This window comes from Pseudomonas sp. 6D_7.1_Bac1 (assembly GCF_025465945.1).
Lineage (GTDB): Bacteria > Pseudomonadota > Gammaproteobacteria > Pseudomonadales > Pseudomonadaceae > Aquipseudomonas.
Genome location: NZ_JANLNW010000060.1, coordinates 67,716 through 93,920 on the forward strand (window position 1 = coordinate 67,716; position 26,205 = coordinate 93,920).

Below are 26,205 nucleotides of genomic sequence, written 5' to 3' on the forward strand. Positions count from 1 at the left end.
CCCTGTGGGAGCGGGCTTGCTCGCGAATGGCCGCGACGCGGTTTAGCGGGCGATGCCGTGCTTGCGCAGCTTCCTATATAGCGTATTGCGGCTGACACCCAGTTGCTCAGCGGTATGGGTCATGTGCCAACGCTGCTGCTCCAGGGTATTGAGCAGCGTCAGGCGTTCGGCATCGTCCAATGGATGTTCGGACACCTCGTCCGCCTGCACCAACGCAAGCACCGGCCGCCCCTGCCGAATCATCACCGGCAAATCCTCAACCCCGATCCGCCCGTCTTCACACAATGCCGCCAGGGTTCGCAGCACGTTGCGCAACTGCCGCACGTTGCCCGGCCAGGCGAAGTCGAGCAGCGCCTGTCGCGCCGCAGCGTCGATCAGCACCGCCTCGCCGCCCGACTCTTCAGCCAGCAAGAAGTCGAGCAACCGGGATTTGTCGCTACGTTCGCGCAGGGCCGGCAAGGCGATTTCCAGGCCATTGAGGCGGTAGTACAAATCTTCGCGGAAACTGCCGTCCTGCACGCGCTCCAGCAAATTACGGTGAGTGGCGCTGATGATCCGCACATTGACCGCTTGTGGTTCGCCACCGATCGGCACCACCAGCCGATCTTCCAGCACCCTTAATAGCCGGGTTTGCAGGGCCAGTGGCATGTCGCCGATTTCGTCGAGGAACAGCGTGCCGCCATCGGCCTGCTGCAACTTGCCACGCATGCCCTCTTTGCGCGCACCGGTGAAACTGCCACCGCGATAACCGAACAGTTCGCTCTCGATCAGGCTTTCCGGGATAGCGGCGCAGTTGAGCGCGACGAAGGCTTTTTCTGCGCGCTGACTGGACTGATGCACGGCTTTGGCAAAGGCCTCTTTACCCGAGCCGGTTTCACCGTTGATCAACAGCGGCACATCACGTTCGAAGACCCGCAAGGCTTTACGAAAATCAGCCTGCAGCCCTTCATCCCCCAGACAAATGCCCGCAAGCGCTGGGCGCTCGGCAATGATCGGCTTTTGCACCACCGGGGTCGGCACGCTACGTGGCTGGCCGCGCAACAGCGCAAACAACACCCGCCCGTCGCGGGTGCGTAGTGGCCAACTGGCGCTGGCATTGACGCTCGCCCGCCCCAGCAGTTCGTCCAGCGAGCAATCGAAAAACGCCTCGACCGGCTTGCCCAGCAACCCGCCGCGAATATGCCCCAGCAGGTTCAATGCACTCTGATTGACCGCACTGATCCGCCCTTCGCCGTCGAATGCCAGCAGCCCTTCGCTGAATAGCCCGACCGACTCGGCCTGCAAGTGAAAGCGCAGCAGCCATTGATTGTCGAAGTAACGCAGGAAGTAGCAACTCTCGATCATCTTCGCCGAGAGGTTGACCAGCGCCATGGTGTGGAACTGGCTCTGGCGCGAGACATCGTGGCGCGCCGACGAGACGTCGAGCACCGCCAGCAGCTCGCCGTGAGGGTCAAACACCGGGCTCGCCGAACAGGTCAGCCCTGTATGACGCCCCCGAAAATGCTCATCCTGGTGGATGGTCAGCGACTGACGCTCCACCAGGCAGGTGCCGATACCGTTGGTGCCTTCACAGGCTTCACTCCAGTCGGCACCGAGCCAGAGACCGGCGCGCTCGAAAATCTTCCGTTCGGCGGGCGCGGTGACACAGTTGAGGATCACCCCACGGGCGTCAGTCAACAGCACGGCGTGGCCGGCACCGGAGAGTTGTTGATGCAGGCTGGTCATTTCGCCGCCAGCAATGTGCAGGACTTGCTGCAGGCGTTCGCGACTTTCAAGTACACGACCGTGTTCAAGCACCGTCGGCGCCATGGTCAGGGCCGGATCAAGGTGATAGTCCTCAAGGCAACGCAGCCAGGAACGGGCGATGGACGGATCGCTGCCAGGTCCCTGCAAACGGGATTTACCCTGGGTCACGGTCAAGACTTGCTGGGCATGGCGACTCAAATGGTTGCTGTGCATTTTTATTATTCTCCCCGAACACTGTGCTGGACCCAATGATGGGCTGTCACCACCTTGTGGCGAGGGAGCTTGCTCCCGCTCGAGTGCGTAGCGCTCGCAAAAGATCATGAACGGCAGATAGTTTGGGGCCGCTTCGCTGCCCAGCGGGAGCAAGCTCCCTCGCCACAGAGCGGCCAGCATCCTCCAGCGCCGAGCGCATTGCAATGCCGGCCTGACCACCAGGTCTCAGGCTGTGCCACAAGCGGTACAAACTGTCACGGGGCCTGTACCGCATCTGTCACATGCCCAGTTCCGGCAACGCTCAAAAAACCCGTAAGCCCCTGATTTACCTGACCCGCAAAGCACTGGCCCGACCTTTGCTCTACGCTTCTCAAGCGCTCACTGCGCGTACTCCCTTATAAGCACAAAAGCCAAGGAGATACTCACCATGCGTTACGCTCATCCAGGTACTGAAGGCGCTATCGTTTCGTTCAAGAGTAAATACGGCAACTACATCGGCGGCGAATTCGTCGCGCCTGTCAAAGGTCAGTACTTCACCAACACCTCGCCGGTCAACGGCCAACCGATTGCCGAATTCCCCCGCTCCACGGCCGAAGACATCGAAAAAGCCCTGGACGCTGCCCACGCTGCCGCCGATGCCTGGGGCAGCACGTCTGCTCAGGCGCGCTCGCTGGTGCTGCTGAAAATCGCCGACCGCATCGAACAAAACCTTGAGGTTCTGGCGATCACCGAAAGCTGGGACAACGGCAAAGCCGTGCGTGAAACCCTCAACGCCGACATCCCGCTGGCCGCTGACCATTTCCGCTACTTCGCTGGCTGCCTGCGCGCCCAGGAAGGCAGCGCCGCTGAAATCGACGGCAACACCGTGGCGTATCACATTCATGAACCGCTGGGCGTGGTCGGGCAGATCATCCCGTGGAACTTCCCGATCCTGATGGCCGCCTGGAAACTCGCTCCAGCCCTGGCCGCCGGTAACTGCGTCGTACTGAAACCTGCCGAACAAACCCCGCTGGGCATCACCGTACTGCTGGAGCTGATCGGCGACCTGCTGCCGCCCGGCGTGCTGAACGTGGTGCAAGGTTTCGGCAAAGAAGCCGGTGAAGCCCTGGCCACCAGCAAACGCATCGCCAAAATCGCTTTCACCGGATCGACCCCGGTCGGCTCGCACATCATGAAATGCGCCGCCGAAAACATCATCCCGTCCACCGTGGAGCTGGGTGGCAAGTCGCCGAACATCTTCTTCGCCGACATCATGCAAGCCGAACCGACCTTCATCGAGAAAGCCGCTGAAGGCCTGGTGCTGGCGTTCTTCAACCAGGGAGAAGTCTGCACCTGCCCGTCCCGCGCACTGGTGCAAGAGTCGATCTACGACGACTTCATGAAAGTGGTGATGAAGAAAGTCCTGCAAATCAAACGTGGCGACCCACTGGACACCGACACCATGGTCGGCGCCCAGGCGTCCGAACAGCAATTCGACAAGATCCTTTCCTACCTGGAAATCGCCAAAGGCGAAGGCGCTGAGCTTTTGACCGGCGGCAAGGTGGAAAAACTCGAGGGCAACCTGGCGACCGGGTACTACATCCAGCCGACCCTGCTCAAGGGCACCAACAAAATGCGCGTGTTCCAGGAAGAAATCTTCGGCCCAGTGGTGAGCATCACCACCTTCAAGGACGAAGCCGAAGCCCTGGCCATTGCCAACGACACCGAGTTCGGCCTGGGCGCCGGCCTCTGGACCCGCGACATCAACCGCGCCTACCGCATGGGCCGGGCGATCAAGGCCGGTCGCGTCTGGACCAACTGCTACCACCTGTACCCGGCTCACGCCGCGTTCGGCGGTTACAAGAAGTCCGGCGTCGGTCGTGAAACCCACAAAATGATGCTCGACCACTACCAGCAAACCAAAAACCTGCTGGTGAGCTACGACATCAATCCGTTGGGCTTCTTCTAAATCGGCGCGAAACCGCGCAACGGCTTTCGCGAACAGGCTCGCTCCCACATTTGCACCGCGTAACCCTGTGGGAGCGAGCCCGCTCGCGAAGGCGTCATCAACGACACACCGAACATCGCCCCGCCGCTCTGGCACGGGCTTTGCGTGCCCGCTCCACAAGAAAACGCCGTACCCGAAAGTCCAACAGATCAAACAATAAAAAGCAGAGAGGACTTATGACTTCGACAACCACGCTCAAACCCACACTCGGCACCCTGCATTTATGGGGCATTGCCGTCGGCTTGGTGATTTCCGGCGAATACTTCGGCTGGAGTTACGGCTGGGGCACCGCAGGCACCCTGGGGTTTCTCGTCACCTCGTTGATGGTGGCGACGATGTACACCTGTTTCATCTTCAGTTTCACCGAGCTCACCACCGCGATTCCCCACGCTGGCGGGCCTTTTGCCTACAGCCGACGGGCCTTTGGTGAGAAAGGCGGCCTGATCGCCGGGATCGCCACGCTGATCGAGTTCGTCTTTGCCCCACCGGCCATTGCAATGGCCATCGGCGCCTACCTGAACGTGCAATACCCGGACCTGGACCCGAAAATCGCTGCGGTCGGCGCCTATTTCGTGTTCATGGGCCTGAACATCCTTGGCGTCAGCATTGCCGCGACCTTCGAACTGGTGGTGACCGTTCTGGCGGTAGCCGAATTGCTGGTGTTCATGGGCGTGGTTGCACCGGGCTTCAGCTTCAGCAACTTCGTGCTCAACGGCTGGTCGGGTTCAAGCGAGTTCACGATGGGCTCGATCCCCGGGATGTTTGCGGCGATACCGTTTGCTATCTGGTTCTTCCTCGCCATCGAAGGCGCGGCCATGGCTGCCGAAGAAGCCAAGGACCCGAAACGGACGATTCCCAAGGCTTATGTCAGCGGCATTCTGACCCTGGTGTTCCTGGCGATGGGCGTGATGGTCATGGCCGGCGGCGTGGGCGACTGGCGCCAACTGGCGAACATCAACGACCCGTTGCCGCAGGCGATGAAAGCGGTGGTCGGCAATAACTCCAGCTGGATGCACATGCTGGTGTGGATCGGCCTGTTCGGTCTGGTGGCAAGCTTCCACGGCATCATTCTGGGTTACTCGCGACAGTTCTTCGCCCTGGCTCGCGCCGGCTACCTGCCTCGCAGCCTGGCCAAGCTCTCGCGTTTCCAGACCCCGCACCGGGCGATTCTGGCCGGCGGCGTGATCGGCATCGCGGCGATCTACAGCGACGGACTGGTCAACCTGCAAGGCATGACCTTGACTGCCGCAATGATCACCATGTCGGTGTTCGGCGCTATCGTGATGTACATCATCAGCATGCTCAGCCTGTTCAAACTGCGTAAAACCGAGCCGAACCTGGAGCGCACCTTCCGCGCCCCGGGTTATCCGATCGTGCCGGGCATTGCGCTGTTCCTGGCAGTGGTGTGCCTGGTGGCGATGGCCTGGTTCAACGCCTTGATCGGGCTGATCTTCCTCGGCTTCATGGTGGCAGGCTTCATCTACTTCCAACTGACCGCCAAACAGCGTTTCGACGCACCGGCGGACGCAATGCTCACTGGTATCTGATTGCACTGGCACCGGGCTGACTCCCCGGTGCCTGCCATATTGAAGTGCACTGAGATCCAGTGTGGGAGCGAGCCTGCTCGCGATAGCATCGCCTCGGCATGACTGACACGCCGAGGCGCCCGAATCGCGAGCAGGCTCGCTCCCACAAGGGTTCAGTGGTGTATTTGAGTCACTTATTGAATCAAGAGGACACCGCTCATGGCTGCATTTGCCCATACCGTCGGCGCCCGGACCTACCGTTTCGACGGACTCAAGGAAGTCATGGCCAAGGCCAGCCCGGCGCGTTCCGGGGATTTCCTGGCCGGCGTCGCCGCCCTGAACGATGGCGAACGGGTTGCCGCGCAAATGACCCTGGCTGACATCCCGCTCAAGCATTTCCTGCAAGAAGTGCTGATCCCCTACGAATCCGACGAAGTCACCCGGCTGATCATCGACACCCACAACGCCAGCGCCTTTGCGCCTGTCAGCCACCTGACCGTCGGCGGATTTCGCGACTGGCTGCTCAGCGATGCGGCCGACGAGCACAGCCTGCGCGCCCTCGCCCCCGGCCTGACCCCGGAAATGGCGGCCGCCGTGTCGAAGATCATGCGTGTGCAGGACCTGGTGCTGGTGGCCCAGAAAATCCGTGTCGTGACTCAATTTCGCGGCACCATGGGCCTGCGCGGCCGCCTGTCGACCCGCCTGCAACCGAACCACCCCACCGACGAACCGGCCGGCATCGCCGCTAGCATTCTCGACGGCCTGCTCTACGGCAACGGCGACGCGATGATCGGCATCAACCCGGCCACCGACAGCATCGCCTCAATCTGCGCCATGCTGGAAATGCTCGACGCGGTCATCCAGCGCTACGAAATCCCGACCCAGGCCTGCGTGCTGACCCACGTCACCACGTCCATCGAGGCGATCAACCGTGGCGTACCGCTGGATCTGGTGTTCCAGTCAATCGCTGGCACCGAAGCGGCCAACGCCAGTTTCGGCATCAGCCTGAGCGTGCTGCAGGAAGGCTACGACGCAGGTCTGAGCCTCAATCGCGGCACGCTGGGGCAAAACCTGATGTACTTCGAAACCGGCCAGGGCAGCGCGCTGTCGGCCAACGCCCACTTTGGGATCGACCAGCAAACCTGTGAAACCCGCGCCTATGCCGTGGCACGGCACTTCAAGCCGTTTCTGGTGAACACCGTGGTCGGTTTCATCGGCCCGGAATACCTCTACAACGGCAAACAGATCATCCGCGCCGGCCTCGAAGACCACTTCTGCGGCAAATTGCTCGGCGTACCGATGGGCTGCGACATCTGCTACACCAACCACGCCGAAGCCGATCAGGACGACATGGACACTCTGCTAACCCTGTTGGGCGTGGCCGGGATCAACTTCATCATGGGCATCCCCGGCTCCGACGACATCATGCTCAACTACCAGACCACCTCGTTCCACGACGCGCTCTATGCCCGCCAGACCCTGGGCCTCAAACCTGCGCCGGAGTTCGAGTTGTGGCTGGCAAAAATGGGCATTTTCACCCAAGGTGACGGCAAGGTTCACTTCGGCAACAACCTACCGCCGGCCTTCCGCCAAGCCATGGCGCAACTGGGATGAGCACTCTGCTGATGGATAAACCAACCGTCGATCCGCAAAACCCCTGGCTGGGACTGCGCCGCCTGACCCCTGCACGTATCGCGCTGGGCCGTACCGGCATCAGCATGCCGACCGGCGCACAACTGGATTTCCAGTACGCCCACGCCCAGGCCCGCGACGCCGTGCACCTGCCCTTCGACCATACGGGGCTCAGCCAGCAACTGGCCGAGCGCGGACGCGACAGTCTGCTGCTGCACAGCGCCGCCACCGACCGCCACAGCTACCTGCAACGGCCAGACCTGGGCCGCAAGCTGAGTGACGGGTCCGCGCAAAAGCTGCGTGAACACGCCTACGCCAACCCGGGTGGCGTCGATCTGGCGGTGGTCGTGGCCGACGGCCTGTCAGCGCTGGCGGTGCATCGACACACCTTGCCGTTTCTGGCGCGCATGGAAGAACAGACCCAGGCCGAAGGCTGGTCGCTGTCGCCGGTGATTCTGGTGGAACAGGGCCGCGTCGCCGTGGCTGACGAGATTGGCGAACTGCTCGGCGCAAAAATGGTGGTGATCCTGATCGGCGAACGCCCTGGCCTCAGCTCTCCAGACAGTCTCGGCTTGTATTTCACCTATAATCCAAAGGTCGGTCTGACGGATGCCTATCGCAACTGTATTTCCAATGTCCGACTGGAAGGCTTGAGCTATGGCATGGCGGCACACCGTTTGCTGTACTTGATGCGCGAAGCCTGTCGACGGCAGTTGTCAGGGGTCAACCTGAAAGACGAAGCTCAGGTTCAAACTCTTGAGTCGAAAGACGACGCTAAAATGAAAGGAAATTTCCTACTACGTCCGCCGAATGACTGAACCGTATCCGAATTGCGTTTTTGATCCGCTTTCAGGCAGAGTCGACGAACGGCTGCCCGAGTAGTGAACCGATTGCCGTCGTATCCACTGGAAACTGCCGCCCTATCTACTTGAAGTTGAGGCCTAGCATGCGGATTACTCAAGCAACCCTCGAGCACCTGGACCTTCTGACGCCCTTGTTCGTCAAATACCGCGAATTTTATGGCTCGCTGCCTTATCCGGACTCGTCCCGGGCCTTTCTGGAAAAGCGCCTGCGGCGCAAGGAGTCGGTGATCTATCTGGCCCTGCCCGATGATGACGACAAAAAATTGCTGGGCTTTTGTCAGCTGTACCCAAGTTTCTCGTCCCTGTCGCTCAAGCGCGTGTGGATCCTCAACGACATCTACGTCGCCGAAGACGCCCGCCGCCAATTGGTTGCCGATAACCTGATGCGCACCGCAAAGAAAATGGCCAAGGAAACCCAGGCTGTCCGCATGCGCGTGTCCACCAGCAGCGACAACAAAGTGGCGCAGAAAACCTACGAATCCATCGGTTTTCGCGAAGATACCGAGTTCAAGAACTACGTATTGCCGATCAGCGACGAGCTGTAAGGTCGTTGTGAGGCAAGCTCTTTGTGGCGAGGGAGCTTGCTCCCGCTCGGCTGCGAAGCAGACGCAAAGCCAGACAATCGTGTCTTAACTGAAAGCACGCAATTACCGGGATAGGGAGTCCTTCGGCCTCCAGCGGGAGCAAGCTCCCTCGCCACAGGGGCCGGTGCAATGCCTTCTCCCCCCGACTCCGGAGACTTCGAAATCCCCCGCTACAAACTCGACACGCTTTTCACCTTTCAATCCGTATAATCCGGAGCGTCTTGGGTCGTAAGAAAAACTTCACGCCCCCTGTAGTCTCATTTTCCGCACAGGCCTGCTGAGCCGGGTCATTACCACAGGTGCCCACCATGGATTTCAACCCGATCGACCTAATCCTGCATCTCGACGTCTACCTCGACATGCTGGTGACCAACTACGGGCCATGGATCTACGCCATCCTGTTCATGGTGATTTTCTGCGAAACCGGCCTGGTAGTAATGCCTTTCCTGCCGGGTGATTCGTTGCTGTTCATCGCCGGCGCGGTAGCGGCCGGTGGCGGCATGGACCCGGTACTCCTGGGCGGTCTGCTGATGCTGGCAGCGATTCTCGGTGACAGCACCAACTACCTCGTCGGGCGAACGGCCGGCGAAAAGTTGTTCAGCAATCCGAATTCGAAGATCTTCCGTCGCGACTACCTGCAACAAACCCATGACTTCTATGACAAGCATGGCGGCAAGACCGTGACCCTGGCGCGCTTCCTGCCGATCATCCGGACCTTCGCACCGTTCGTCGCAGGCGTCGGCAAAATGCCTTACCCGCGTTTCTTCGCCTTCAGCGTGTTCGGCACCATCCTTTGGGTCGGTGGCCTGGTTACCCTGGGTTATTTCTTCGGTAACGTACCGTTCATCAAGAAAAACCTGTCGTTGCTGGTGGTAGGCATCATCCTGCTGTCGCTGGTGCCGATGATCATTGGCGTGATCCGCAATCGACTGGCCAACGCGAGCTCCAAAGCCGAGTCGCGCTGAGCGTCCATGTGGTTTCTCAACGCCTGGCGCCGCCAGCGCACGCTGGCCAAGCACCCCGTTGCCGATGAAACCTGGCAGCGGGTGCACCAACACCTGAGTTTTCTCGACGGCCTGAGCGAGGCCGAAGACCGGTGGCTGCGCGAGGCCGCCGTGCTCTTTCTGCAAGACAAACACCTGACCTGCCTGCCCGGCGTTGAACTGCACCAGGAGCAACGCCTGCTGCTCGCCGCGCAAGCACAATTGCCCCTGCTGCATCTGGGCGATTTGAACTGGTACCAGGGTTTCCACGAAATCGTGCTCTACCCCGATGACTTCCTCAGCCCGCAGCGCCATCGCGATGCCAGCGGCGTCGTGCATGAATGGGACGGCGAGCACAGCGGTGAAGCCTGGCAACAGGGGCCGATCATTCTGGCCTGGCCAGGCGTGATGGCCAGCGGTGGCTGGGAAGGCTACAACCTGGTGATCCACGAACTGGCGCACAAACTCGACATGCTCAACGGCGACGCCAACGGCTTGCCGCCGCTGCACAGCGACATGCGCGTCAGCGATTGGGCGAAAGTCATGCAACAGGCTTACGACGACCTCAATCGTCAACTGGATCGCCACCCGAACGCCGACACTCCGATCGACCCTTATGCAGCGGAAAATCCGGCCGAGTTCTTCGCCGTCACCAGCGAATACTTTTTCAGCGCCCCGGATTTGCTGCACGCAACTTATCCACAGGTCTATCAGCAACTGCAGCTGTTTTACCGCCAGGACCCACTGGCCAGGCTTCAGCAATTGCAAGCCACACATCCGGGCTATCAGGCACACGACTAGGGTCTATACGACCTCTGGCACATGGCGTCGGCGTCGGAATATGCCTATAATCGCCGCCACTTTTTGGTCAATCCGGCCAAGTCATTTGGCCACTTACGGGGGCACCGCCCAATGAGCTACAGCAAGATTCCGGCTGGTAAAGACCTGCCGAACGACATCTACGTCGCGATCGAGATTCCGGCCAACCACGCGCCGATCAAATACGAAATCGACAAAGACAGCGATTGCCTGTTCGTTGACCGTTTCATGGCCACCCCAATGTTCTACCCGGCCAACTACGGTTTCATCCCGAACACCCTGGCGGACGACGGTGATCCCCTCGACGTACTGGTTGTAACCCCTTACCCGGTTGCTCCAGGCTCGGTGATCCGCGCACGTCCAGTCGGCATCCTGAACATGACCGACGACGGCGGCGGCGATGCCAAAGTCATCGCTGTGCCACACGACAAGCTGTCCCAGCTGTACGTTGACGTGAAGGAATACACCGACCTGCCGCCGCTGCTGATTCAGCAGATCGAGCACTTCTTCACGAACTACAAAGATCTCGAAAAAGGCAAATGGGTGAAGATCGAAGGCTGGGCCGGCGCAGACGCCGCTCGTGCCGAGATCATGAAGTCGGTTGCTGCCTATAAAGGCTGAGACGGCATTGGCTGAACGCCACTGACCTCTTGAAAAACCCCGGTTATCCGGGGTTTTTTTATGAGTGTCAAAACATCAGAATAAACAGAGCGTTTAATGAAACAACGTCTAACGTTTATCCTTGTTTAATATGAACTAACAATATCCTGCAACACCGCAGAATATTCCCGCGAAAATTGACCGGGTTGTTTATTTAATCCCGCCACCCCGGCCAGTAAACTCTGTGCTCATGAAAAAGCATAAATGCGGCCCACGCTTCAAAGCGCTCCTGAAGGAGGTGAACATCACCCCTACGGAATTCGCGTCCTTCTGCAACGTCGAGCCCCAGCACGTGAACAACTGGTACATCCGCGGCGTCCCCTACCCACGGATGGACGAAATCGCCCGCCTGTTGAGCGTCAACAGCTTATGGTTGCTCAACGGCGAAGGCACTAAGCACCCTGCTCCGGGCCAACTTACCGACCAGACCGGCAATGTTTTCGACGCACATGAAACACGCGGCGTGTACATCGTGAACGTCGACTCGGCCGACATCGAAATCCCTTTATATAAAGAAGTCCCTATTGCCGATGGCGCCAGCGAAACTCAGGTTGCCGAAATTCCCGGAGAGTTTATCCGTCTGCCGCGAAGCCATCTCGAAAGCCTGGAAGTCGAACCCGCCCAAGCGATCTGCGTACCGATGGTCGGCGACAGCATGTCGGAGAAAATCGAAGACGGCTCAACCCTGGCCATCGACCGCAGCCTGACCCAGGTCGTCGACGGCCAGATCTACGCCCTCGAACACGCCGGCATGCTGCGCATCAAATACCTGCACCGCCTCCCCAACGGCGCCCTGCGACTGCGCAGCCACAACAGCAGCGGCTACCCCGACGAAATCTTCAGTGCCAAAGAGATCGAGGCACAAAACATCGAAGTCCTCGGCTGGGTTTTCTGGTGGTCCACGCTGAACAAGAAACGGCCGCCGGTGCCCTTCAATTGACACCACACCACCCTTATCGCCGGCAAACCCCGCTCCCACAGAGAAAGCGATCACCTGTAGGAGCGGGCTTGCTCGCGAAAGCGCCCTGCCAGGCACCACAACCGACAGGCTCGCAATGACCCTTTCAGGCACCGCAACGCTCTGGATAGCACGTCAAGCTGGGAATTCCCCAAAAAAATCAGTATGCTGCGCCCCACATTTGCATCGACCCGCCCTGCGCCGGTCCGATCGCACCGACAAGGCAGATGACTTTCTCGCCAAGTCCCACAGCCGGACGCAAGATCCGGGTGTACGTTTTGAAGGCTGGTACGGTTTACCAAAAATAAACCAAGCCCGTCCCCGAGAAGCCGGCCACAAGCCGGCTTTTTAATGTCTGCAGGAAAGCTTCAGGACTCGCCACCATTAAGGGCATAGAACTCGTGCAGTTTGGCCTGTAACAACTTCTTGTCCGGCAATTGCGTCTGGTACTCCGCGATCAATGCCGGCGAGAGTGAACGGTTGAGGGTGTACTCGACCACCTCATCGTCCTTGCTGGCACACAGCAGTACGCCAAGCGCCGGGTTTTCATGGGGCTTGCGGACATTGCGATCCAGGGCCTCAAGATAGAAGTCCAGCTTACCCAGATACTCCGGCTCGAAACGCCCGACCTTGAGCTCGATCGCCACCAGGCAGTTCAATCCACGATGGAAGAACAGCAGATCCAGGGCGAAGTCACGGCCTCCAACTTGCAACGGATATTGCGAGCCGATGAAGCAAAAATCTCTTCCCAACTCGATAAGAAAGTCCCTGAGCCTGCGCAATAACCCGCCATGCAAATCCGCCTCGACATGTCCTTGCGCAAGGTCGAGAAATTCGACCATGTACGTATCCTTGAACACATTGATGGCTTCAGGATGCATTTGCCTCACTAGTGGTGAGACTTTTGCCGGGCTGATGACGGAACGCTCAAACAGAGCGGTTTTTAACTGGCGCTCCAGCTCCCGGCTTGACCACTGTTCCTGAATCGCCATACGCAGGTAAAACTCACGCTCTTCCAGGCGTTTGCTTTGATTGAGGATGATCAGGTTTTGGGTCCAGGGTAATTGTCGCAGCAGTGCTGCGACTTTTGCATCGTGCCTGTACGCCTCGTAAAACTTGCGCATGCGAAAGAGATTAGCCCTGGTAAAACCGCGCAACCCAGCCTGAGTTCGCGCGAGGTGAGTAGCCAATTGAGCAACCACCCCATCGCCCCACTCCGCGGATTCGATCTTCCGGCTGATATAAGCCCCGACCTGCCAGTGCAACTCAATCAGCTCGGTATTGACGGCCTGGACCGCTCGTTGCCGGGCAGCAACAATCAGTTGTGTGATTTCGTTGAAGCTTGCATCAGGGGACGACAAGGATGCACTGAAGTCATTCACGTAAGGGCGTTCCTGTTCTATAGGCGACGCCCTTGAGTACTCCCAACCTTAAGAATATAAAAATCACAAAGTGTGTCGACGTGAGACGGTCTCACGGATAACCAGAATTAATAAGAAATCTGTCCCGCTCTGGTCCTATCAAGCCCACCACAGTCGACCTACTGGAACCTCATGAACGGTCCATTGACTGCCCTTCCCCAAAGCGCTCAACCTATCGAGCGCCTGAACGGGCTCGACGGCTGCCCTGCGCCTCGCCCGAAACCATTGCCTCTGTAAGGACACAACCATGAAAAAGTGGCTCCCCCTGCTGCTCGCCGCCGTGTTTTTTCATCACCCCGCGGCCTTCGCCGACTGCGCCAGTTCCCCCAAGCCCGTGACCGAAGCTTTCTATAACTGGTACCTGCAAAGTTTCAGCGATGAAAAAGACCCGCTAACCGATGATATTGCGCAGATGAAGCAGTACGTTTCGGACGAACTGATCGGCAAGATCAAAAAGCAGATAGCCAGCCCGGACGGGCTGGAAGAGGACTATTTCATTAAGGCCCAAGACTACATGGAAGAATGGCTCACCCAAATCAAGGTAGGTGAGCCGCAGGTGCAAGGAGCCTCGGCCAGGGAGCAGGTCACGCTGGGCAATACGCCCGATACGACGCAGATCGTTGATGTGCTGCTGGTCAAAAACAATGGCTGCTGGAAAATCAATGACGTGCTGTCCACAGCGGATCAGAGCGACTAATCGATGGCCGACCGTTTCTTCTGAATCGCCAGGCGCACTGACGAGCTACTGGACGGTGAGCCGAATCCGCCACACAATCGGCTCACCAAATGAGCCGAATAACCCTCTTATTCGGCTCACGCCCATGAGTACGACCCTATGTCCCACCCTCGCTGGATCTGGCAACAGCCCGATTGGCCGCACTTTCACTGGCAGTCCGAGCGCTTGTCGCCGCTATTGCGTGAGTGTGTCCAGGCGCAAGGTCGTCTGCTGGGAATGTCCAGCTCGGCGGGGGGAGCGCTCACCGCTCAAAGTGAGCTGGATTCGCTGCTGCAGAACATCGTGACCTCATCCGCCATTGAGGGCGAGCAGCTTAATGTGGGTTCGGTCCGTTCTTCGCTGGCCCGACGTCTGGGCCTGGAAGAGGTTGGCGACAGTCGCGTGAGTAAGCGCAGTGAAGGGTTGGCAGAATTGATGCTGGACGCCACTCAGCATTTCGCTGAGCCGCTGAACCTTGCACGCCTTCTGCGCTGGCATGAATGGTTGTTTCCTGCTCAGGAAGAAGACTTCAGTGCACGAAATATCCGTGTCGGCGCTTTGCGTGGAGATGAGCCGATGCAGGTGGTTTCTGGCCGCCTGGATAAGCCGACCGTTCATTTCGAGGCCCCTGCGCGGGATGGCTTGGAGCCGCAGTTGGATGCCTTTCTCGATTGGTTCGAAACCAGCCGTGCCGAAACACAACTCGATCCCTTGCTGCGTGCAGGTATCGCGCACTTCTGGTTTGTGACTCTCCACCCGTTCGACGACGGCAACGGGCGTTTGACCCGTGCCCTCACTGACTTGGCGCTCGCTCAAGGCGAGAACCAGGCCATCCGTTTCTACGCCATGTCCGCCAGTATCCTGGACGACCGCTCCGGTTATTACAGGGTGCTGGAAACCTCTCAGAAAGCCACGCTCGATCTCACCGAGTGGCTGGAGTGGTTTCTGCAAACGCTGTTGAAGAGCCTGCAACAGGCAATGGCACGTATCGGCCGGGGGCTCGGCAAGGCGCGTTTCTGGCAGCAGCATCGAGAACAACCGCTGTCTTCAGAACAAGTCAAAGTGCTCAATCGACTGCTCGATGGCGGCGAGAACGGCTTTGAGAACGGGATCAGCGCCGCCCAGTATCAAGCGGTGGCAAAAGTCTCCAAGGCCACTGCCACACGCCATCTGGCCGACTTACTGGACAAGGGCTGTCTGGTCCGTCTGCCCGGAGCTGGTCGCAGCACCCGATATCAGGTCAATTATTCGGACAGCGCCGGGGCTTGACCCGACGGGAACAGGCCCCCCTCCATTTGCCCCAACCCCCCCTATCTGCTAGTGTCGCGCCGGTTTAACGTCTACCGGAAATCGCCGCCATGGCCCGCAAAAAAGCTGCACTGGATTTCGAACAATCCCTCGCTGACCTGCAAACGCTGGTCGAGCGTCTGGAGAACGGCGAGCTGTCGCTGGAAGACTCGTTGACGGCTTTCGAGCAAGGCATCGGTCTGACCCGTGATTGCCAGGCTGCGCTGGCGCAGGCCGAGCAGAAGGTTCAGGTGCTGCTTGAGCGTGATGGCGAGCTGACCGAGGCTCCTTTTGACGCGGAACAGCCAGAATGATCGCGGCGTATTCGGCCACCAGTCAGGCCCGGGTCAACGCGGCACTCGAAACCCTGTTCAACGCGCCGAGCCCTGAACTCGCACGCCTATATGAAGCGATGCGCTACAGCGTGATGAATGGCGGCAAACGCGTGCGTCCGTTGCTGGCCTATGCCGCTTGCGAAGCGCTGGGCGGTGACGCGGAGCAAGCCAACGGCGCGGCCTGTGCGGTGGAGTTGATCCATGCGTACTCGCTGGTGCACGACGATTTGCCGGCGATGGACGACGACGATCTGCGTCGCGGCCAACCAACCACGCACAAAAAATTCGATGAAGCCTGCGCGATTCTCGCCGGTGACGGCCTGCAAAGCCTGGCCTTCAGCGCCCTGCTCGACCCGCGCCTGAATTCAGCCGACGCCGAGATTCGCCTGCAAATGGTCAGCGCCCTGGCGTTGGCGGCAGGCCCGGCCGGTATGGTCGGCGGTCAGGCCATCGACCTGGGCTCCGTCGGTTTGAAGCTTGATCAGAAAGCCCTCGAATACATGCACCGGCACAAGACCGGCGCGCTGATCGAAGCCAGCGTCAAGCTCGGCGCCCTGGCCAGTGGCCGCGCCGAGAAAGACGAACTCAAATCCTTGCAGACGTATGCACAGGCCATCGGCCTCGCGTTTCAGGTGCAGGACGACATTCTCGACGTCGAGAGCGATACCGAAACCCTCGGCAAGCGCCAGGGCGCCGATATTGCCCGGGACAAACCGACTTACCCGGCGCTGCTTGGCCTCGACGCGGCCAAGGCCTATGCCCTGGAACTGCGCGATCAGGCCCTGCATGCACTGCGACCGTTTGACGCGTCGGCCGAGCCGCTGCGTGATCTGGCGCGCTATATCGTCGAACGCCGCAGCTGATCAGGCGCCCGCTGTTCCACCGCATTTCGGCCAAGTTCCGAGCTCTGCGTGGGCAGCGTGCGATGCATCAGGTAAACTGCCGCATCTTTTATACCTATAACGATTCGCCTGATGCCCACGACGTTTCATGAGATTCCCCGCAAGCGCCCGACCACGCCCCTGCTCGACCGTGCCAACACGCCGGACGGCCTGCGCCGGTTAGGCGAAGCCGAGCTGGAAACCCTGGCGAATGAGTTGCGCCTGGAATTGCTCTACACGGTCGGTCAGACCGGCGGGCATTTCGGTGCCGGCCTGGGTGTCATCGAGCTGACTATCGCGTTGCATTACGTGTTCGACACCCCGGACGACCGGCTGGTGTGGGACGTAGGTCATCAGGCGTATCCGCACAAGATCCTCACCGGTCGCCGCGAGCGCATGAGTACCCTGCGCCAGAAGGACGGCCTTGCGGCCTTCCCGCGTCGTTCCGAGAGCGAGTACGACACCTTTGGCGTCGGCCACTCCAGCACCTCGATCAGCGCAGCGCTGGGCATGGCGATTGCCGCCCGCCTGCAAGGCAGTGATCGCAAGGCGATCGCGGTGATCGGCGACGGCGCACTGACCGCGGGCATGGCGTTCGAAGCGCTGAACCACGCGCCGGAAGTCGACGCCAACATGCTGGTGATCCTCAACGACAACGACATGTCGATCTCGCGCAACGTGGGCGGGTTGTCGAATTACCTGGCGAAGATCCTTTCCAGCCGCACGTACGCGAGCATGCGTGAAGGCAGCAAAAAGGTCCTCTCGCGCCTGCCCGGCGCCTGGGAAATCGCCCGTCGTACCGAAGAATACGCCAAAGGCATGCTGGTGCCCGGCACCCTGTTCGAAGAGCTGGGCTGGAACTACATCGGCCCGATCGACGGCCACGACCTGCCTACCCTGATCGCCACCCTGCGTAACATGCGTGACCTCAAGGGCCCGCAGTTCCTGCACGTCGTGACCAAGAAAGGCAAAGGCTTCGCCCCGGCGGAAGTCGACCCGATCGGTTACCACGCGATCACCAAGCTCGAACCACTGGATGCCCCGGCCGCCGCGCCGAAAAAAGCCGGTGGGCCGAAGTACTCCGGCGTGTTTGGCGAATGGCTGTGTGACATGGCCGCCGCTGACCCGCGTCTGGTCGGCATCACCCCGGCGATGAAAGAAGGCTCCGACCTGGTGGCCTTCAGCGAACGGTTCCCGCTGCGCTATTTCGACGTAGCGATTGCCGAGCAACACGCGGTTACCCTTGCGGCCGGCATGGCCTGCGAAGGCGCCAAACCGGTGGTGGCGATCTATTCGACGTTCCTGCAGCGCGGCTATGACCAGCTTGTTCACGATGTGGCGGTGCAGAACCTTGATGTGCTGTTCGCCATCGACCGTGCAGGTCTGGTGGGCGAAGACGGCCCGACGCACGCCGGCAGTTTCGACCTGTCGTTCCTGCGGTGCATCCCCGGCATGGTGGTGATGACCCCTAGCGACGAAAACGAACTGCGCAAAATGCTCACCACCGGTCACCTGTACAACGGTCCGGCGGCAGTGCGTTACCCGCGTGGCACCGGCCCGAACGCGACCATCGAGAAAAACCTCGAACCGATTGAAATCGGCAAAGGCGTGATTCGTCGTCAGGGCAGCACCGTCGCCCTGTTGGTATTCGGCGTGCAACTGGCCGAAGCACTGAAAGTTGCCGAGAAGCTCGACGCGACCGTGGTCGACATGCGCTTCGTCAAGCCGCTGGATGAAGCGCTGGTACGCGAGATCGCTGGCAGCCACGCGCTGCTGGTGACCATCGAAGAAAACGCCATCATGGGCGGTGCCGGTGGCGCCGTCAGCGAGTTCCTCGCCCGCGAAAACCTGCTCAAGCCCGTGCTGCACCTGGGCCTGCCGGACGTTTACGTCGAGCACGCCAAACCGGCGCAAATGCTCGCTGAATGCGGTCTGGACGAAGCGGGTATCGAAGAAGCCGTACGTCAGCGCTTGCAGCTGCTGGGCCTCTAAACCTCAAACCTGCACAACCCCCTGTGGGAGCGAGCCTGCTCGCGATAGCGGACTGACAGTCGACTCTGATGTTGACTGACACACCGTAATCGCGAGCAGGCTCGCTCCCACAGTTGTTAGCGTCAAATTCGATACGCCAAGGATTGCCCCGATGAAACTCCCCCGCCTCGCCCTGGCGTTGGCCCTTTTGCCTGCCGGACAGCTTTTGGCTGACACCTTCAAACGCGAACAAGCCCTGAAACTGCCTGACGTGCTGATCAGCGCCAACCGCCAGGTCGAAGCGCGCAACGACAGCAGCGCCGCCAACACCGTGTTCACCCGTGAAGACATCGACCGCCTGCAACCGAGCAGCGTGACGGACCTGCTGCGCCGGGTGCCGGGCGTACAAGTCTCGCAAAGCGGCGGCCGTGGCAGCCTGCCGGGGATTTACATCCGCGGCACAAATTCGGCACAAAGTCTGGTGCTGGTGGACGGTCAGCGCATTGGCAACTCGACGTCCGGCGACAGCAACCTGCAACACCTGAACATCCAGCAGATCGAGCGCGTGGAAGTGCTGCGCGGTTCGCGCTCGGTGATCTATGGCAGTGATGCGATTGGCGGGGTGATTCAGATCTTTACCCGCCGCGGCACCGAGGTGGGCCTGCAACCGCGCTTGCACATCGGCTTTGGCAGCAACCAGACTTGGGAGCGCAGCCTGGGCTTGTCCGGGGGTGACGCGCAAACCCGCTTCAACCTCGGCGCCAGCCTCGATGACACCGCCGGGATCAATCGTACTCACGAGTCGTATCCAAGCGATGCCGACCACGATGCCTATCGCAACAAGTCCGTCAGCCTGAGCCTGAGCCATGCCCTCAATGACGATATCGAAGCCGGTCTGAACATCCTCGATAACCGTGGCAAAAACGAGTTCGACAACCCGTTCGGTCGCTACGACATGAACACCGGCACCAGTGTCCAGCAAAAGCCCTTCAACGACTTCACCGTGAGCAGTGTCAGCAGTTATGTCGACACACGCATCAACGATGTGTGGAAGTCTCGCGTGGAGCTGGGCCACAGCGAAAACCGCGAAGAAACCTTCGACAAGCTCAGCGACGATCACAGCGTGTTCAACACCTACCGCAACTCGCTGAATTGGCAAAACGACCTGACGCTGAACCAGCAGAACAGCCTGATCCTGGGCGGTGATTGGTACGAGGACCGGGTCAACAGCAGCACGCCGTTCGACGAAGACAGCCGCTGGAACCGTGCGGCGTTTATCCAGCATCGTTTCCAGGCTGAACGCTTCTCCACCGAACTGGGCCTGCGCCACGATCAGAATCAGCAGTTTGGCAGTCAGAACAGCTGGAGCGGCACCTTCACCCTGCCGTTGAACCCGGACAACGACGTGTTGCTGAGCTACAGCGAAGGTTTCCGCGCGCCGACTTTCAACGATCTCTACTACCCGGACTTCAGCAACCCGAGCCTGAAACCCGAAACATCGAAAAGCTATGAGGTGCAGTGGCGCAGTCAACTGACCGAAACCAGTCGCCTGGAAGCCTCGCTGTACCGCACCGACCTTGAAGGCGCGATCATTCTTGGCAGCCATTCGCGTCCGGAGAACATCGCATCAGCGCGGATCAACGGTTTCGAAGCAGCACTCAAGCAGGAATTGTTCGGCTGGCAGAGCAACCTCGGCGTTGCAATCATCGACCCACGGGATCGCGACAGCGGCCACACCCTGGCCCGCCGTGCACGACGAACCTTGAGTCTGGATCTGGATCGTCAGTTTGATCGGCTTGGTCTGGGCGCCAGCTGGCAGGCGGTCAGTAGCAGCTATGACGACAAGGACAACCGTCAACCGCTGGGTGGTTATGCCCTGCTCGGGTTACGCAGCAGTTGGGCAGTGAATCATGAGATCACGCTGGAGATGAAAGTCGATAACCTGCTGAACAAGGATTACAGCCGCGCGCTCTACGAGCATGAGGGTAGCCAGTACGGGTATCGCGAAGAAGGTCGGGCGTTGATGTTTGGGGTGACCTGGATGCCTCAGATCTAACCTGAGATTGGCGGTGTTTGGACTGACCTCATCGCGAGCAGGCTCGCTCCCACACTGGATCTATGTCGCCCATAGATCTCCTGTGGGAGCGAGCCTGCTCGCGATGGCCGCACCTCGGTCTCACCGGGTGGGCGCGATCAACCGGCACAACTTGGCCGTCGCTTCGATCATCTGCCCACTCGGCCGCTCCAGGCCTTTGTCCGTCACCAACAGCAATTGCCCTTGAGCGACTGCCGTCACCTGCGGCCAGGCTTTCCAGGCGTCGAGCTGCACCTGGCTGCTGGCGAGGATCACCTGGGGATTACGCGAAAGCACCGATTCCACGCTGACCTGTGGCGCCGGCAAGCTCATGTCGGCAAACACGTTGTGCGCACCGCACACCTCAAGCGCATCGCTGATGATCTGCCCACCGCCCACGGTGTACAGCGGCTGATCCCAGACCTGATAAAACACCCGAAGCGCTTCCGTTCGTTGATAGCGCTGGCGTAAATCGTCGAGCTGCTTGCGCAGATCAGCCGCCAGTGTACGCCCGCGCTCGGGCCGGCCGAGCTGTTTGGCTATCGCTTCGATTTGGTGGATCAGTTGTTCGAGGTCATGGGGGTCGGCGACAAAGGTCGGAATGCCCAGCCGGCTCAGTTGCTCACGCTGCGCGGGACCGACGCTGCCGGGCCAGAGCAAGAGCAAATCCGGTTTAAGGCTCAGCAGGCGCTCCATGTCCAGCTGACCGTAACGGCCAACGGAAGGGACAGATTCGAGTTCGGCTGGACGCTCGCCAGCATCGAGCACACCCACCAACAGGTCGGCCGAGCCCAGCTCAACGACGATTTCCGAAAGTGACGGGGCGAGGCTGACCACCCGCTCCACTGCTGCCGCCGAGCCACTGATGGCCAACAGCAGAACCGCCAGCCAACTACGCATCAGCCGAGTTGACGCGGAATACGGTAGAGGTAGAACAGCACCACGGTCGACAGCGCCAACAGCACCAACGGCACCGCTTCCAGACCGACAAACACCGCCAGCGCGCCGATCCAGGCTGGCAATGCAGCGGCGAGGAATGCCGTACGGCGTTTAGCCGCCAGGGCCACCCAGGCAGCAGGTTCTTCCGGGGTGTCGAGGGCTTTCTGGGTAGCGATCAGGGCGTGTTTGTAGCCGCCGAAAAATCGCAGGCTGACAAACATCGAAGCGACACCCGCAATGAAAAACGGCATCGCCAGCATGGGCAAAATCGCCTCGCTTTGGCCGAATACACCGTTGATCACGAACAGCGGAAGCAAGGCCAGGGCAAAGTATTGCCACCAGTTGACGGACAGTCGCCGCCGGACCTGACCGCGGGTCACGCCCGATCTGCCTCGCCCTGATGCTCGTTGCCCATCATGTGGTCGAGCTTGCTGGCCTTGGTCGCCAGGTAGAGTTTGTTGTGCGGATTGTGGCCGGTGTGCAGCGGCACGCGTTCGGCGACCACGATGCCCATTTCGGTCAAGGCTTTGACCTTGCGTGGGTTGTTGGTCATCAGGCGCAGGGATTTCACACCCAGGTGCTCAAGCATCGGCAGGCACATGGCGTAGTCGCGCTGGTCGGCGGCAAAGCCCAGACGCTCGTTGGCTTCAACGGTGTCGGCGCCGCCATCCTGCAACTCATACGCGCGGATCTTGTTCAGCAAGCCAATGCCACGGCCTTCCTGACGCAGGTAAAGCAACACGCCACGACCTTCGCGAGCGATCGCCTGCAACGCCGCCTCGAGTTGCGAGCCGCAGTCGCAACGCTGGCTGAACAAGGCATCGCCGGTCAGGCATTCGGAGTGCAACCGGCCGAGTACCGGGGCACCGTCGGCGACATCACCCAGGCTCAGTACGACGTGCTCGCGGCCAGTGGCCTCATCGAGAAAGCCATGCATGGTGAATTGCGCAAAAGGCGTGGGCAGCTTGGAAGCGGCGACAAAAACGACAGGCACCGGTGTGCTCCTGATCTGTAGGTACTGGTGATTTGCAGAGGCAGAATTGTAACAGCAGGCTACAGGCACCTGTGTACTCCTGATCTGTATGTACTGGAGATTGCGGCATTGTAACAGCAGGTCCCGACAGACACTTAGGCTGAATTATCGGCCATAACGATCAAAAAGTTCGATCACTGTCGTGCCGGCTTGGTGACTTCATCAAACGGGTAAGGTTGTTTCCAGTGCTCGAAGATTGGTTTCAACTGGCCGTTTTTCACCAGCAACTCCATGCGCTTGTCGTACAACGCCATCAAAGTGCGGGCCTGTGGTGTATCGGCGAAACCCAGGAACAGCGGCAGTTCGGCCAAGTGAGTTAGCCGGTACTGGGACGGATCCTCAGCCGCTGCGAGCACCGCATTGATTTCCGTCAGCGCGTCGATGTAGAAATCCGCCCGAGCTTGCTTGAGCATCGGCAGGATCCCGGTGCGGCGCTCGATCTGGTTATAGCGATGGATGTTCGGCAGGTAACGCTCGTAGCTATAGCCACGGACCCAGACCAGTCGGTACCTGCCCAGGTTCTTCAGCGTCGGAGCCGGGTCGCTCGCAAGGCCCAGGGCATAAATATGATCGGTATCGAAATTCCAGTGGGGGTACAACACCTGACCGACTTCATCGCGATAGACGCCAACCAGCGCATCCACCTCACGCCGCTGCACCAGCCCCACCGAACGGGTGTAAGGCACGGTGCGAAAATCCAGTTTCACCCCGGCCGGTTCGTACACTGCGCGCAAAATATCCCAGGCCAGGCCATGACCATCGGCGGCGGTGTAGTCTTCCCAGTCCTCGCTGGCCAGATGAATCACGGCAGGTGTCGCCGGCACATCCGCCGCACGGGCGAGCGAACAGAACACAGCAAAAACCAGAACCCACAACCAGCGACCCGCCATTCCCCAGCCCCTCAATCTGCCTATCAGGCGAAATACCGGACCAGCCCCTGCAGCGCCAACCAGGCAAACACGCCCGCCAGCACGTCATCGAGCATGATCCCGACACCGCCGTGCACATGCCGGTCGATCCAGCGAATCGGCCAGGGCTTGAGAATGTCGAAGAAGCGGAACAGCAGGAACCCCGCCAACAACCAGTACCAGCCTGCCGGCACCAGCCACAGGGTGATCCACATCCCGACCATCTCGTCCCAGACGATGCCTTCGTGGTCGTGTACCCGCAGATCGTCGGCGACCTTGCCGCACAGCCAGAAGCCGAACAGTAGGGTGATGCCGAGCATCAGCCAGTAACCCCAGTCGGGCAACATCTGCCACAACGGGATAAAGGGTAGCGCAACCAACGAGCCCCAGGTGCCCGGCGCTTTAGGCAGGGTGCCCGAGCCGAAGCCGAAGGCCAGGAAATGCCAGGGATTGCTCCAGACCGATGGCTGCACGCGTTCTGTCGGGATCTGTTTGGGATGATCTGTCACGGGGTCTCCCGAAAATGTTGATAACCCCGGGCGTGCGGGGTGATGTCCTGCCCGTTGGCGTCCAGTAGCGTCACGCCCTGCCCGGCCACGACCTGGCCGATAGCGTGGATCGGCCAACCGTCGGCGAGCAATGCCGGCAATTGCGCGGGCGGCAAAGTGAAGGCCAACACGTAATCGTCGCCGCCACTCAAGGCCACTGCGCGGGCCGCATTTTCACCGAGAAAGCTCACCAGTGCGGTGGACAGCGGCAGCTTTTCGCTTTCGATCAGCAAGCCGACAGCTGACGCCTTGGCGATATGCCCGCAATCGGCGAGCAAACCGTCGGAAATATCCAGTGCCGAGGTGGCCTTGCCGCGCAACGCCACTCCCAAATCCAGCTGCGGCTGTGGTGACCAATAATGCGCCAACAACGGCCCGGCCACTTCGGCTGGCGCAACGCGCTCACCCAGCACCAACGACAACGCACCGGCCGCATTACCCAACTCCCCGCCCACACACAGCAGGTCGCCGGGTTGCGCACCACTGCGGGTCAACGCCTTGCCTGCCGGGACCCGGCCGAACACGGTCATGGTCAGACTTAGCGGGCCGCGTGTGGTGTCGCCGCCCACCAGCCGAACACCGCAGCTTTGCGCCATGGCGTTCAAACCACGGGCGAAGGCGTCCAGCCAATCGGCGGTTACCGTCGGCAAGGTCAGGGCAAGGGTAAAGGCAATCGGGGTGGCGCCCATGGCAGCCAGGTCGCTGACCGCTACAGCCAGCGCGCGCTGACCGAGCAGAAACGGGTCGCAGGGGTCTGCGAAATGCACACCGGCCACGAGCGTGTCGGTGGAAATTGCCAGCTGCTCCCCTGCGGGAACAGCGAGCAAGGCGCAGTCGTCGCCAATCCCCAGCGCAACGCCTTCGCCTGCCTGCGCACAAGGCGCAGCGGCAAAGTAATTGCGGATCAGCTCAAACTCGCCCATTGGGTATCCTGTCTCACCAATACTGTTCTTTTTTTGGCGGCGTCTGTTGTCGCCAGACTGCGTTGCCGCTCCTCGCCATAGCGGGCTATGACTTGTCGCGGCGCCTTGTCTGGCAACAACAGCCACTCCCCAAAAAAGGAACGTATCGGCGAGACAGGACACTGCTACAAGCGCGAATCAGCGCTTGAACGCCTTCACTTCAGCTTCACGCAGGCGCGGGGCCAGTTTGTCGAGTACACCGTTGACGAACTTGTGGCCGTCGGTGGAACCGAAGACTTTAGCCAGCTCGATGCCTTCGTTGATCACCACGCGGTAAGGCACGTCGACACGCTTGAGCAGTTCCCAGGTGGACAGGCGCAGAACCGCCAGTTCAACCGGGTCCAGCTCTTCGATTTCGATGTCCAGGCATGGCTTGAGTGCGGTGTCGATTTCAGTCTTGTTCGCCGGAACCCCGTGGAGGATTTCACGGAAGTAGGCTGCATCGACATCGCTGAAATCGTTATCGACCCGGAACTGCGCTTCGATCTCGTTCAGCGATTGCTTGGCCATGTGCCATTGATACAGCGCCTGGGTCGCAAGCTGACGGGCTTCGCGACGCTTGACGCTTTTCGACGGCTTGCCAGCATCCGCAGGCTTTGGATCGCGCGGGTTGAAACGATCGCTTTCGTCGCTAATCACTTGGCCTCCAACTGCGCCAGCAGGCTGACCATTTCCAGAGCGGACAAGGCAGCTTCAGCACCTTTGTTACCGGCCTTGGTGCCGGAACGTTCGATGGCTTGTTCGATCGAGTCGACGGTCAGGACGCCGAAAGCGACCGGTACGCCAAACTCCATGGACACTTGGGCCAGGCCCTTGGTGCACTCGCCAGCCACGTATTCGAAGTGCGGAGTACCGCCACGAATGACCGCGCCCAGCGCGATGATTGCCGCGAACTCGCCCTTCTGAGCGACTTTCTGCGCAACCAGCGGGATTTCGAAGGCGCCAGGGGCACGGATGAGGGTGATGTCGCTTTCGCTCACGCCATGGCGAACCAGGGCGTCAACAGCACCGCTTACCAGGCTTTCGACAACGAAGCTGTTGAAGCGGCCAACAACCAAAGCGTAGCGGCCTTTGGGGGCGATGAAGGTACCTTCGATGGTCTTCAGGGTCATTCGACAAATCTCTTAAAGAGCCGGGACGCGTTCAGTACGCGCCCCTCA

The 26,205-nt window shown here is 60.1% G+C and carries 25 protein-coding genes; 15 read left to right on the top strand and 10 right to left on the bottom strand.

What is annotated here, in order from left to right:
- Positions 1-42: 42 nt before the first annotated feature.
- Positions 43-1,959: a sigma-54-dependent Fis family transcriptional regulator gene (locus NTD87_RS16525; protein WP_262115092.1), complete on the bottom strand. Its 1,917-nt coding sequence runs from the start codon at positions 1,957-1,959 to the stop codon at positions 43-45.
- 427 nt (positions 1,960-2,386) lie between these two features.
- Here NTD87_RS16525 and NTD87_RS16530 point away from each other — a divergent pair, with 427 nt between their 5' ends.
- The 9 genes from NTD87_RS16530 (at position 2,387) to NTD87_RS16570 (ending at position 11,953) form a co-directional block, all read left to right on the top strand.
- Entirely contained in the window at positions 2,387-3,907 is a 1,521-nt protein-coding gene (locus tag NTD87_RS16530) for an aldehyde dehydrogenase family protein (RefSeq protein ID WP_054594222.1), read from the top strand.
- Between the two features lie 215 nt (positions 3,908-4,122).
- Entirely contained in the window at positions 4,123-5,493 is a 1,371-nt protein-coding gene (gene eat / locus NTD87_RS16535) for an ethanolamine permease (protein ID WP_262115093.1), read from the top strand.
- A 198-nt stretch (positions 5,494-5,691) separates the two neighbouring features.
- A complete protein-coding gene (locus NTD87_RS16540; RefSeq protein ID WP_262115094.1) occupies positions 5,692-7,086 on the top strand; it encodes an ethanolamine ammonia-lyase subunit EutB in 1,395 nt (464 codons plus the stop codon).
- Positions 7,087-7,097: 11 nt separating this feature from the next.
- Complete coding sequence (gene eutC / locus NTD87_RS16545) at positions 7,098-7,922, top strand: ethanolamine ammonia-lyase subunit EutC (RefSeq protein ID WP_262115172.1); 825 nt, start codon at positions 7,098-7,100, stop codon at positions 7,920-7,922.
- Positions 7,923-8,050: 128 nt separating this feature from the next.
- A complete protein-coding gene (locus NTD87_RS16550) occupies positions 8,051-8,512 on the top strand; it encodes a GNAT family N-acetyltransferase (protein ID WP_262115095.1) in 462 nt (153 codons plus the stop codon).
- Positions 8,513-8,859: 347 nt separating this feature from the next.
- On the top strand, positions 8,860-9,516 hold the full coding sequence (locus NTD87_RS16555) for a DedA family protein (protein ID WP_262115097.1): 657 nt from the start codon (positions 8,860-8,862) through the stop codon (positions 9,514-9,516).
- Positions 9,517-9,522: 6 nt separating this feature from the next.
- The gene (locus NTD87_RS16560) at positions 9,523-10,335 is read left to right on the top strand and encodes a zinc-dependent peptidase (RefSeq protein ID WP_262115099.1); all 813 of its coding nucleotides are present in this window, start codon (positions 9,523-9,525) and stop codon (positions 10,333-10,335) included.
- A 111-nt stretch (positions 10,336-10,446) separates the two neighbouring features.
- The gene (gene ppa / locus NTD87_RS16565; RefSeq protein WP_262115100.1) at positions 10,447-10,974 is read left to right on the top strand and encodes an inorganic diphosphatase; all 528 of its coding nucleotides are present in this window, start codon (positions 10,447-10,449) and stop codon (positions 10,972-10,974) included.
- Between the two features lie 229 nt (positions 10,975-11,203).
- A complete protein-coding gene (locus NTD87_RS16570; RefSeq protein ID WP_262115101.1) occupies positions 11,204-11,953 on the top strand; it encodes an XRE family transcriptional regulator in 750 nt (249 codons plus the stop codon).
- A 386-nt stretch (positions 11,954-12,339) separates the two neighbouring features.
- Here NTD87_RS16570 and NTD87_RS16575 read toward each other — a convergent pair whose 3' ends face one another.
- On the bottom strand, positions 12,340-13,353 hold the full coding sequence (locus tag NTD87_RS16575; RefSeq protein ID WP_262115102.1) for a YhcG family protein: 1,014 nt from the start codon (positions 13,351-13,353) through the stop codon (positions 12,340-12,342).
- Between the two features lie 286 nt (positions 13,354-13,639).
- Here NTD87_RS16575 and NTD87_RS16580 point away from each other — a divergent pair, with 286 nt between their 5' ends.
- The 6 genes from NTD87_RS16580 to NTD87_RS16605 all read left to right on the top strand — a co-directional run bounded on the left by NTD87_RS16580 (position 13,640) and on the right by NTD87_RS16605 (position 20,637).
- Positions 13,640-14,089, top strand: coding sequence for a YbjP/YqhG family protein (locus tag NTD87_RS16580; protein ID WP_262115103.1), 450 nt, complete (start codon positions 13,640-13,642; stop codon positions 14,087-14,089).
- 138 nt (positions 14,090-14,227) lie between these two features.
- Positions 14,228-15,376, top strand: coding sequence for a Fic family protein (locus NTD87_RS16585; protein ID WP_262115104.1), 1,149 nt, complete (start codon positions 14,228-14,230; stop codon positions 15,374-15,376).
- An 89-nt stretch (positions 15,377-15,465) separates the two neighbouring features.
- On the top strand, positions 15,466-15,708 hold the full coding sequence (locus NTD87_RS16590; protein WP_019693836.1) for an exodeoxyribonuclease VII small subunit: 243 nt from the start codon (positions 15,466-15,468) through the stop codon (positions 15,706-15,708).
- Positions 15,705-16,592, top strand: coding sequence for a (2E,6E)-farnesyl diphosphate synthase (gene ispA, locus NTD87_RS16595; RefSeq protein ID WP_262115106.1), 888 nt, complete (start codon positions 15,705-15,707; stop codon positions 16,590-16,592). The genes NTD87_RS16590 and ispA overlap by 4 nt, the downstream gene beginning before the upstream one ends.
- Before the next feature lie 111 nt (positions 16,593-16,703).
- On the top strand, positions 16,704-18,602 hold the full coding sequence (dxs, locus tag NTD87_RS16600) for a 1-deoxy-D-xylulose-5-phosphate synthase (RefSeq protein WP_262115107.1): 1,899 nt from the start codon (positions 16,704-16,706) through the stop codon (positions 18,600-18,602).
- Between the two features lie 151 nt (positions 18,603-18,753).
- Positions 18,754-20,637, top strand: coding sequence for a TonB-dependent receptor domain-containing protein (locus tag NTD87_RS16605; protein ID WP_262115108.1), 1,884 nt, complete (start codon positions 18,754-18,756; stop codon positions 20,635-20,637).
- 120 nt (positions 20,638-20,757) lie between these two features.
- Here NTD87_RS16605 and NTD87_RS16610 read toward each other — a convergent pair whose 3' ends face one another.
- From NTD87_RS16610 to ribE, 8 genes are all read right to left on the bottom strand, one after another.
- Complete coding sequence (locus NTD87_RS16610) at positions 20,758-21,555, bottom strand: cobalamin-binding protein (protein ID WP_262115109.1); 798 nt, start codon at positions 21,553-21,555, stop codon at positions 20,758-20,760.
- The gene (locus NTD87_RS16615) at positions 21,555-21,974 is read right to left on the bottom strand and encodes an MFS transporter (RefSeq protein ID WP_262115110.1); all 420 of its coding nucleotides are present in this window, start codon (positions 21,972-21,974) and stop codon (positions 21,555-21,557) included. Before NTD87_RS16615 ends, NTD87_RS16610 begins: the two co-directional genes overlap by 1 nt.
- Positions 21,971-22,588 carry a GTP cyclohydrolase II gene (gene ribA / locus NTD87_RS16620; RefSeq protein ID WP_262115111.1) on the bottom strand — a complete coding sequence of 206 codons (618 nt, stop codon included), beginning with the start codon at positions 22,586-22,588 and terminating at the stop codon, positions 21,971-21,973. The genes NTD87_RS16615 and ribA overlap by 4 nt, the downstream gene beginning before the upstream one ends.
- Before the next feature lie 173 nt (positions 22,589-22,761).
- On the bottom strand, positions 22,762-23,517 hold the full coding sequence (locus NTD87_RS16625) for a substrate-binding periplasmic protein (RefSeq protein WP_262115112.1): 756 nt from the start codon (positions 23,515-23,517) through the stop codon (positions 22,762-22,764).
- A gap of 23 nt (positions 23,518-23,540) precedes the next feature.
- A complete protein-coding gene (locus NTD87_RS16630; protein ID WP_262115113.1) occupies positions 23,541-24,044 on the bottom strand; it encodes a phosphatidylglycerophosphatase A in 504 nt (167 codons plus the stop codon).
- The gene (gene thiL / locus NTD87_RS16635; RefSeq protein WP_262115114.1) at positions 24,041-25,006 is read right to left on the bottom strand and encodes a thiamine-phosphate kinase; all 966 of its coding nucleotides are present in this window, start codon (positions 25,004-25,006) and stop codon (positions 24,041-24,043) included. Before thiL ends, NTD87_RS16630 begins: the two co-directional genes overlap by 4 nt.
- Positions 25,007-25,183: 177 nt before the next feature.
- Positions 25,184-25,684 (bottom strand): transcription antitermination factor NusB, encoded by a 501-nt coding sequence (gene nusB / locus NTD87_RS16640; RefSeq protein ID WP_262115115.1) that lies wholly within the window; start codon positions 25,682-25,684, stop codon positions 25,184-25,186.
- Positions 25,681-26,157 carry a 6,7-dimethyl-8-ribityllumazine synthase gene (ribE, locus tag NTD87_RS16645; RefSeq protein WP_077045597.1) on the bottom strand — a complete coding sequence of 159 codons (477 nt, stop codon included), beginning with the start codon at positions 26,155-26,157 and terminating at the stop codon, positions 25,681-25,683. Before ribE ends, nusB begins: the two co-directional genes overlap by 4 nt.
- Between the last annotated feature and the right edge of the window lie 48 nt (positions 26,158-26,205).

Bases quoted from the DNA above. Each gene is read 5' to 3' on its own strand.
- NTD87_RS16525 (WP_262115092.1), bottom strand. From the start codon at position 1,959: ATGCACAGCAACCATTTGAGTCGCCATGCCCAGCAAGTCTTGACCGTG.
- NTD87_RS16530 (WP_054594222.1), top strand. From the start codon at position 2,387: ATGCGTTACGCTCATCCAGGTACTGAAGGCGCTATCGTTTCGTTCAAG.
- eat (WP_262115093.1), top strand. From the start codon at position 4,123: ATGACTTCGACAACCACGCTCAAACCCACACTCGGCACCCTGCATTTA.
- NTD87_RS16540 (WP_262115094.1), top strand. From the start codon at position 5,692: ATGGCTGCATTTGCCCATACCGTCGGCGCCCGGACCTACCGTTTCGAC.
- eutC (WP_262115172.1), top strand. From the start codon at position 7,098: ATGGATAAACCAACCGTCGATCCGCAAAACCCCTGGCTGGGACTGCGC.
- NTD87_RS16550 (WP_262115095.1), top strand. From the start codon at position 8,051: ATGCGGATTACTCAAGCAACCCTCGAGCACCTGGACCTTCTGACGCCC.
- NTD87_RS16555 (WP_262115097.1), top strand. From the start codon at position 8,860: ATGGATTTCAACCCGATCGACCTAATCCTGCATCTCGACGTCTACCTC.
- NTD87_RS16560 (WP_262115099.1), top strand. From the start codon at position 9,523: ATGTGGTTTCTCAACGCCTGGCGCCGCCAGCGCACGCTGGCCAAGCAC.
- ppa (WP_262115100.1), top strand. From the start codon at position 10,447: ATGAGCTACAGCAAGATTCCGGCTGGTAAAGACCTGCCGAACGACATC.
- NTD87_RS16570 (WP_262115101.1), top strand. From the start codon at position 11,204: ATGAAAAAGCATAAATGCGGCCCACGCTTCAAAGCGCTCCTGAAGGAG.
- NTD87_RS16580 (WP_262115103.1), top strand. From the start codon at position 13,640: ATGAAAAAGTGGCTCCCCCTGCTGCTCGCCGCCGTGTTTTTTCATCAC.
- NTD87_RS16585 (WP_262115104.1), top strand. From the start codon at position 14,228: ATGTCCCACCCTCGCTGGATCTGGCAACAGCCCGATTGGCCGCACTTT.
- NTD87_RS16590 (WP_019693836.1), top strand. From the start codon at position 15,466: ATGGCCCGCAAAAAAGCTGCACTGGATTTCGAACAATCCCTCGCTGAC.
- ispA (WP_262115106.1), top strand. From the start codon at position 15,705: ATGATCGCGGCGTATTCGGCCACCAGTCAGGCCCGGGTCAACGCGGCA.
- dxs (WP_262115107.1), top strand. From the start codon at position 16,704: ATGCCCACGACGTTTCATGAGATTCCCCGCAAGCGCCCGACCACGCCC.
- NTD87_RS16605 (WP_262115108.1), top strand. From the start codon at position 18,754: ATGAAACTCCCCCGCCTCGCCCTGGCGTTGGCCCTTTTGCCTGCCGGA.
- NTD87_RS16610 (WP_262115109.1), bottom strand. From the start codon at position 21,555: ATGCGTAGTTGGCTGGCGGTTCTGCTGTTGGCCATCAGTGGCTCGGCG.
- NTD87_RS16625 (WP_262115112.1), bottom strand. From the start codon at position 23,517: ATGGCGGGTCGCTGGTTGTGGGTTCTGGTTTTTGCTGTGTTCTGTTCG.
- thiL (WP_262115114.1), bottom strand. From the start codon at position 25,006: ATGGGCGAGTTTGAGCTGATCCGCAATTACTTTGCCGCTGCGCCTTGT.
- ribE (WP_077045597.1), bottom strand. From the start codon at position 26,157: ATGACCCTGAAGACCATCGAAGGTACCTTCATCGCCCCCAAAGGCCGC.